This window comes from Aquipuribacter hungaricus, assembly GCF_037860755.1.
GTDB lineage: Bacteria > Actinomycetota > Actinomycetes > Actinomycetales > JBBAYJ01 > Aquipuribacter > Aquipuribacter hungaricus.
On record NZ_JBBEOI010000414.1, the window covers coordinates 1 to 1,424 of the forward strand.

Below are 1,424 nucleotides of genomic sequence, written 5' to 3' on the forward strand. Positions count from 1 at the left end.
CACCACCCCCGCCGGCGAGCTGCAGCTGCACCGGTCGCCCGGCCACCTGCTGAGCGGCCGCGGTGGCCGCCGCGGCGGACCCGCCCCGGGCCACCTCCCTGCCGGCGGCGCGCGCGGCGTCGGCGCACGAGACCCCTGCCTGGGCCACGGAGCCCGCGAACAGGACGACCGCCAGCGCGAGGACCACGGCCGGGAACGTGACCGCGACCTCCGCGGTCACGCTCCCGGCCTCTCGGTCCTGCGCCGTCAGCCGCTCACACCGCGCCGAGCGCACGGCGCACGAGGCCCAGCAGCAGCCCCTGCACCTCCCCGCTGCCCAGCACCGCGAACAGCAGCCCCGCGAAGCCCACCGCCGCCAGCGTGGCCACGGCGTACTCCGCCGTCGCCATGCCCGCGTCCTCCAGCACCACGCGGCGCACCGTCGTCCCCGCCCGCCGTGCCGGCGCGACCGCGCCCTCGAGCTCGGTCCCGCCGGTCGTGTCGTCCACCATGTCGTCCCCTCTCAGGTTTCCCCGGGCCCGGTCGGGCCCACGACGACCATGCGCCGGACGCGTCCTGCGTCGCGGGCCCGCGGAGTCGTCCGGTGGACGGGTCGGCCGGACGAGGGGTGTGGACACACGGGCCGGGGTGGCGAAGGGCGGTCCGCGCGAGTGGCGCGCCAGGAGCGGCGACGCGGTGACACCTGAGGGGCCGGGGTGGCGGTGGGCGGTCCGCCCGGGTCGCGCGCCAGGAGCGGCCACCCGGCGGGACCCGAGGGCCGGGCCGACCCCGGCACCCGACGGTCAGCGCAACCCGGCGCCCAGGAGCTCGACGACCACAGGGGCGATGCCGAGGAGCAGGAACCCGGGCAGCGCGCAGAGGCCGAGCGGGAGCACGAGCCGCGCCGCCAGGCGGGCGGTGGCGGTGGCGGCCTGTTCCTCCGCCGCGCGCCGCACCTCTTCGGCCGCCAGCTGCAGGGGCGGCCCGGCCGGCGCCCCGGTCCTCACCGAGAAGCGCACCGCGTCGAGCAGCGGCTCGAGGTCCTCGTCGACGGCGACGAGCCGGAAGTCGCCGGTGTCCAGGCCGGTCGCGCAGCGGCGGAGGTCCGCTGCCGTGCCGCCGGGGTCGGCGCCGGGCACCTCGTCGAGCGCCCGGGCCACCTCGCGGAGCGCGGTCGCCGTCCCCACGCCGGCGTCGAGGGCGGCCGCGACGAGGTCGCACACCACGGCCTCGTCGACCCCTCCCCCGCCCGCACCGCGGGCCAGCCGCACCAGGCGGGCCGACCACCACCAGGACACGGCGAGCAGCGCGACGCCCAGCACGGCGCACGCGCGACCCCAGGGCGTGCCGAGCAGGACGTGCGCCGCGTCGACGCCGAGCATCCCGGCGACGAGCGGGCCGGCGAGCGGGAGCCCGCCGACGATGCGCGCCGACGCCGCAGGCCC

The 1,424-nt window shown here is 79.8% G+C and carries 3 protein-coding genes; all 3 read right to left on the minus strand.

Features of this window, described 5'->3' with window-relative positions; genetic code table 11:
• A partial coding sequence (locus tag WCS02_RS20265) for a pilus assembly protein TadE (RefSeq protein ID WP_422665447.1) occupies positions 1-220 on the minus strand: 220 nt, incomplete at its 3' end.
• A gap of 34 nt (positions 221-254) precedes the next feature.
• Positions 255-491 (minus strand): DUF4244 domain-containing protein, encoded by a 237-nt coding sequence (locus WCS02_RS20270; protein ID WP_340296119.1) that lies wholly within the window; start codon positions 489-491, stop codon positions 255-257.
• Positions 492-782: 291 nt separating this feature from the next.
• Positions 783-1,424: type II secretion system F family protein (locus tag WCS02_RS20275; RefSeq protein ID WP_340296121.1), on the minus strand; the 642-nt coding region annotated here is incomplete at its 5' end.